This is a genomic window from Fulvivirga aurantia, assembly GCF_009711475.1.
GTDB classification, from domain to species: domain Bacteria; phylum Bacteroidota; class Bacteroidia; order Cytophagales; family Cyclobacteriaceae; genus Fulvivirga; species Fulvivirga aurantia.
Genome location: NZ_SMMD01000693.1, coordinates 1 through 5,743 on the forward strand (window position 1 = coordinate 1; position 5,743 = coordinate 5,743).

The 5,743-nt window shown below is 39.5% G+C and carries 4 protein-coding genes; all 4 read left to right on the forward strand.

Going from position 1 to position 5,743, the window contains the following annotated elements:
- Positions 1-1,443: N-acetylmuramoyl-L-alanine amidase (locus E1176_RS07495; protein ID WP_155209986.1), on the forward strand; the 1,443-nt coding region annotated here is incomplete at its 5' end.
- 14 nt (positions 1,444-1,457) lie between these two features.
- Positions 1,458-2,189 carry a DUF2490 domain-containing protein gene (locus E1176_RS07500; protein WP_155209987.1) on the forward strand — a complete coding sequence of 244 codons (732 nt, stop codon included), beginning with the start codon at positions 1,458-1,460 and terminating at the stop codon, positions 2,187-2,189.
- Between the two features lie 108 nt (positions 2,190-2,297).
- Positions 2,298-3,398 carry an alkene reductase gene (locus E1176_RS07505; RefSeq protein ID WP_155209988.1) on the forward strand — a complete coding sequence of 367 codons (1,101 nt, stop codon included), beginning with the start codon at positions 2,298-2,300 and terminating at the stop codon, positions 3,396-3,398.
- 258 nt (positions 3,399-3,656) lie between these two features.
- Positions 3,657-5,743, forward strand: a 2,087-nt coding sequence (locus E1176_RS07510; RefSeq protein ID WP_155209989.1) for a glutamine synthetase III family protein, incomplete at its 3' end; no start/stop codon positions are given.

Below are 5,743 nucleotides of genomic sequence, written 5' to 3' on the forward strand. Positions count from 1 at the left end.
AAAAAGACGTTATATAACCTCATTGCAATTGCCCTTTTTAGCCTACCTACTTTCTCTTTTGGCCAAAATATAGAGCCCATACCTGTAAAACAATTTTACAAAGATAGAGTAGAGCGTAACCTCAAGTTTCTCTGCAAGGAAGAGCAATGTATGGATAACGTAGTGATTAATGAGCGTGGAGTTTACGTATACTCTACCAACCAAAAAATCGAAAGACCTCAATTTGTGCTCTATTGGCGTGAGATGCCCCATTTCGTACAATTACTTGAAACAAAAACTGATGAGGAAATCATCGATATTTTAGAAAGAAAAGGTGAGCATTACTTCTACGGAATTAACAATACGCATGTAGACCCGGCCAGATATCCTGTGAGTGAGCTCCGTGGGCTGAAAGTGGCGCTTGATCCTGGTCATATGGCCTCAAACTTTGAGCAGGCTGAGCTGGAAAAGCGTTATGTAAAGGTTGAAGGTTCTTACTACAATCAGAAAGAAGACATCTCATTTTTTGAGGCTAATTTGGCATATACTACTGCTCTGGTATTAGAAGATATGTTGGAAGATAAAGGCGCAGATGTGATGCTTACTCATGAATATGGTAAGAGTGCATTTGACATGAACTTTGAAGAATGGAAGAAGACTGATTATGAGAAAGACATCTTGTATGGTTATAAAAACGACTGGTACAACAGGGAGAAGTTTAACTACCTAATGTCTGGTGAGGCTCCTGACTTTATAATGTTCCATGATGTTTTCAGAAACCTTGACTTTGTTAAGCGGGCAGAAAGAATAAACGAATACAAACCAGACATCACGCTTGTTTTACACCTGAATGCGAGTGAAGGAAGTAGAAGGTATGATGATAAATATTTGCCGCCAGTAAACGAAAACTACAGCATGGTATTTATCCCAGGTGCCTTTTTAGGGTTTGAGGTAGATGGGAAAGATCAGACCGATCAGCGATTTGAGCTACTAAGACTCCTGGTCTCTTATGACCTTGAAGAGTCAGATATTTTTGCCAGAGATATAATTAAGGCCTTGAACGACCAGCTGGGCGTACAAGCGCTTCCTGTTGAAAATAACTTTGGTTTTACTACTCAATACTCAATTAAAAGTGACTTGTCTGATGGTGTCTACCATAGAAACCTCTACCTTACAAGAGTGGTTGAAGGGCCAATTGCTTATGCTGAAGCACTTTATCAGGACAACTTCGATGAAATACCACTTTTAGGTAAAAAAGACTTTACTATAGATGGTATCACGACCAGTAGTAGAGTAAAAGAAATGGCCAATGTATACTACAGTGCTATCCTGGGCTGGTTGAGTTACAATAAAGAGTATTCCAAAAAACTTGATGCCTTATACGAAGATCAATATGGTGATGAAGATGAGTTTGAGGAAGATATGAGGGCGCAGGAGCGTCAGAAAAAAAATAGTGACCAATAGCCATCACCAGTTGCATGCACAAAAGTAAATTGTTGAAACTCGCATTTTTTGGTCTGTTCTTGTTCAGTTTCTCTCAGAGTATTGCGCAAAGAGATGTTCAAAGAGATAATTTCATATGGGTCACATATTCTCTAACCAAGCCTTTAAATAACGGGCTGAGCTTAGGCTTTATGGTTCAGTCTCGGAGATATGCCTTTCCCGATCGTCAGCATCAATTATTAGGAGGGCCAAAAGTAACCAAGCGCTTCGACTCTAATATTGTGCTAGGAGGAGGTTTTATTTATTTCAGACAAGCACTTCCTGTAAGCAGGGGGGAGGTTGATTTGGTTAGGCCGGAATTAAGGCCTTTCCAGGAGATTGGAATTACCAATGACATAGGAGAGTGGTCTGTAGGTCATAGACTTATGGTCGAGGAGCGGTGGTTTAGAGAAACTGAAGGAAACGAACTTGTCGATGGTTATTTCTTTCAAGTAAGGGTCAGGTATAGATTAATGCTTCAAAGAGCACTTGGGAAAAGTGAAAGACTAAAGGCGGTTATAAGTAATGAGCTCATGGTGCAAGGAGCGGATCCTGAGATAACTAATATATTCGATCAAAATAGATTTTATGCAGGATTCAAATTGAAACAGTCTGACCGAATTAGTATAGATGCCGGTTATATGTACTGGTATCAGCAGTTCCCCGATATTACAAGTTTTGCCTCTTTTCATATCATCAATCTGGCCCTAACTCATACCTTAAAGTAGCGGCTGGCCGACTTTTTCATAAAAATAATGTTTAAACATTGAAACAATAATAGCACTCAGACCGTTATTCTTTCGAACATTCGTTGTTTAAACATTAAATAAAAGAAAATGAGTAATTCTAAGTTGTTTCAAAGTTTTGAGTTAAAATCTTTGGAGCTAAAAAATAGAGTGGTCATGGCACCGCTGACAAGAAGTAGAGCAATAAATAATATTCCCAACGACTTAATGGCTGAGTATTACAGACAGCGGTCAGAAGCAGGATTGATTATTACAGAAGGCACTTCTCCTTCGGCCAATGGTTTGGGTTATCCTCGTATTCCGGGTGTTTTTACACAAGAGCAAATTAATGGTTGGAAGAAGATTACGGATGCCATTCATGAAGCGGGTTCTAAAGTTTTTATGCAAATAATGCATGTAGGTCGTGTTGCGCATGAGATCAATCTCGGAAACGGTGGAAAGGTTGTCGCACCTACTACGCAAGTGTTAGAAGGCGAGATGTATACCGATGAGGAAGGTCCACAGCCGCATACTGCTCCTAAATTGATGACTATCGAAGATATCAAGCAGGCAAAAGATGAATTTGTGCGTGGAGCTAAAAATGCGATAATGGCTGGTTTTGATGGCGTTGAGATTCATGCCGCTAATGGTTATCTCATTGAACAGTTCATTAATGCGGAGCTCAATGAATTAAATAATGAATATGGAGGTAGCATTGAAAATAGAAGTAGATTCTTGCTTGAGGTAAGTGAGGAAGTCGCAGCAGCTATTGGTAAAGACAAAGTAGGTGTGAGGTTGTCACCCCATAGTCCTTTTAACCATATGCCGGCATACGATTCTGTTGACCAAACATACGCCTACATAGCTGAAAACCTTGGCAAGCAAGGTATAGCTTATGTTCATCTGGTAGATCACTCAAGTACTGGCGCACCAGCAGTACCCATGGAATTAAAAAATACCATAAGGGATAAATTTAAGGGCACTACCATTTTAAATGGAGGATACGACAAAAGCATGGCTGAAAATCACTTAGAAAGTGGAGATGCACATCTTATAGCCTTTGGTCGACCATTTATTAGTAACCCTGATTTGGTGACACGTATGAAAGAGGATGCGCCAATGAATGAAATGGACGCAAGTACCTTATATATGCCTGGTGCAGAAGGATATACCGATTACCCAATGTTGAAAGAGGAAGAGGAGAAGGTATAAGGTGATTGGGTTAGCGGTTGAATGAAGAAGGGGTCTCGAGAGAGACCTCTTTTTTTTTAACAAAACCTAAAGGTATACGTTGGGCTATTAAACCAGATAAAAAGAGATAATATCACTTAGTTTTTATTGTTAGACTTAAATTTTACCCCAAGGGACTGAAAAATTGATGAAATAATAAAAATGTAGGTAAAAAAAATACCCTATCTTGTTTTAAAGTGGTATATTCGAAGCGTCTTTTATAGAAAATTAAACCCATACATGGCACTATTAAGATTTAAAGCATTAGAGAGAGCAAACAACAGGTCAAGGATCAAGGTTGAATCTCCCGGAAAAATTTCAGAGTATTTTGGAAAGGATGTATTCGGACTTCCTCAGATGAGAGGATTATTGGCTCCTGGCTATTATAAAAAGGTAAAAAATGCAATAGACAACGGAACGAAAGTAGACCCGGACACTGCAGATGCGGTAGCATCGGCTGCAAAATCGTGGGCGATTGACAAAGGAGCTACACATTACACGCATTGGTTTCAGCCATTGACTGGGGCGACAGCAGAAAAGCACGATACATTTTTCGATTATCTTACTGGCCTCGAAAACTTTAAAGGTAGTGCCTTAGTACAACAAGAGCCTGATGCCTCTTCATTTCCAAGTGGTGGAATAAGAAGTACTTTTGAAGCCAGAGGTTATACTGCCTGGGATCCTAGTTCTCCTATGTTCGTGTATGGTGTTACCTTGTGTATTCCAACCATTTTTGTTTCTTACACTGGCGAAGCGTTAGACAATAAAGCGCCTTTGCTAAAGGCGGTAGAAGCTGTAGATGAGGCAGCAACAAAGGTTTGTCAATTATTCGATAAAAAAGTAACAAGAGTAAAAGCATCGCTTGGTATCGAGCAAGAGTATTTTGTGATCGATAAGGCATTATACGCTAGCCGTCCGGATTTAGTCATGGCTGGTCGTACTGTTTTTGGTCATAACCCGGCCAGAGGGCAGCAGTTGGATGATCACTATTTCGGCTCAATTCCTCCTCGTATATATGATTATATGAAGGATTTTGAGAAGGAAGCGCTCAAATTAGGCATACCTGTAAGTACGAGACATAATGAGGTTGCTCCAAGCCAGTTTGAAGTAGCACCTGTTTTTGAAGACATAAACGTAGCCACAGATCATAACTCACTACTTATGGACACCATGTCTAAAGTAGCTGAGAGGCACAACTTAAAGGTTCTTTTCCATGAGAAGCCTTTTGCGGGCCTAAATGGTACTGGTAAGCACAATAACTGGTCTTTGATCACCAATACCGGGGTGAATCTTTTTCAGCCAAGTAACAGTGCTAAAGAGAACTTGTTGTTCTTAACATTCTTCGTAAATACAATCAAAGCCGTTCACGTATATGCAGATCTTTTGAGAGCTAGCATTGCGTCTGCAGGCAACGATCACAGGTTGGGAGCTAATGAAGCGCCTCCGGCTATTATGTCTGTATTTATCGGTTCACAGCTTAATCACGTACTCGATGAGTTAGAGAAAAGAGGTAATGTGAAAGTTGAGAAAGGCGATAACATGTATATGAAGTTAGGTATTGATAAGATACCACAAATTATACTTGATAATACTGATAGAAACAGAACGTCACCATTCGCATTTACCGGTAACAAGTTTGAGTTTAGAGCAGTAGGTGGAAATGAAAACCCTGCTTCTCCTATGACAGTGCTCAATGCAATTGTAGCCGAACAGCTTACACAGTTTCACGAGTCGGTAAATAAGGAAATGAAAAAAGGCACTGAGAAAAGACTAGCCATTGTAAGTGTCCTGAGAAAATACATCAAAGAATCTAAAGCCATAAGATTTGAAGGAGATGGTTACTCTGACGAATGGGTGAAAGAAGCTGAAAAAAGAGGATTGTCGAATATAAATGATTCGCCAAGAGCATTTGATGCTTACCTCAATAAAGAGTCTTTAGAGGTATTTGGCAAACATAATATTCTAAGCCAAACTGAGTTAGAGGCAAGAAATGAAATTCGCTGGGAAAGCTACATCATGAAGATTCAGATTGAATCTAGGGTGATGGGAGATTTGGCCAGAAATCATATTGTACCTACAGCAATTGCTTATCAAAACAAATTGATAAAAAATGCACAAGGTTTGAAAGATCTGGGAATTAAAAACGGAGAGGTGCTTAACACTATCCAGGTAATTTCTGATCACATCTCAACCATCAAGCGTGAAGTACACAATATGATCGAAGAGAGAAAACGCATAAATAAAATAGAAAACAACCGCGAAAAAGCAATTGCTTATTGTGATGATATTAAAGGTAAATACTTTGAGAAAATCAGGTATGCGGTTGA

Excerpts from the sequence above, each read along its gene's own strand:
- E1176_RS07500 (WP_155209987.1), top strand. The coding sequence starts at position 1,458 with ATGCACAAAAGTAAATTGTTGAAACTCGCATTTTTTGGTCTGTTCTTG.
- E1176_RS07505 (WP_155209988.1), top strand. The coding sequence starts at position 2,298 with ATGAGTAATTCTAAGTTGTTTCAAAGTTTTGAGTTAAAATCTTTGGAG.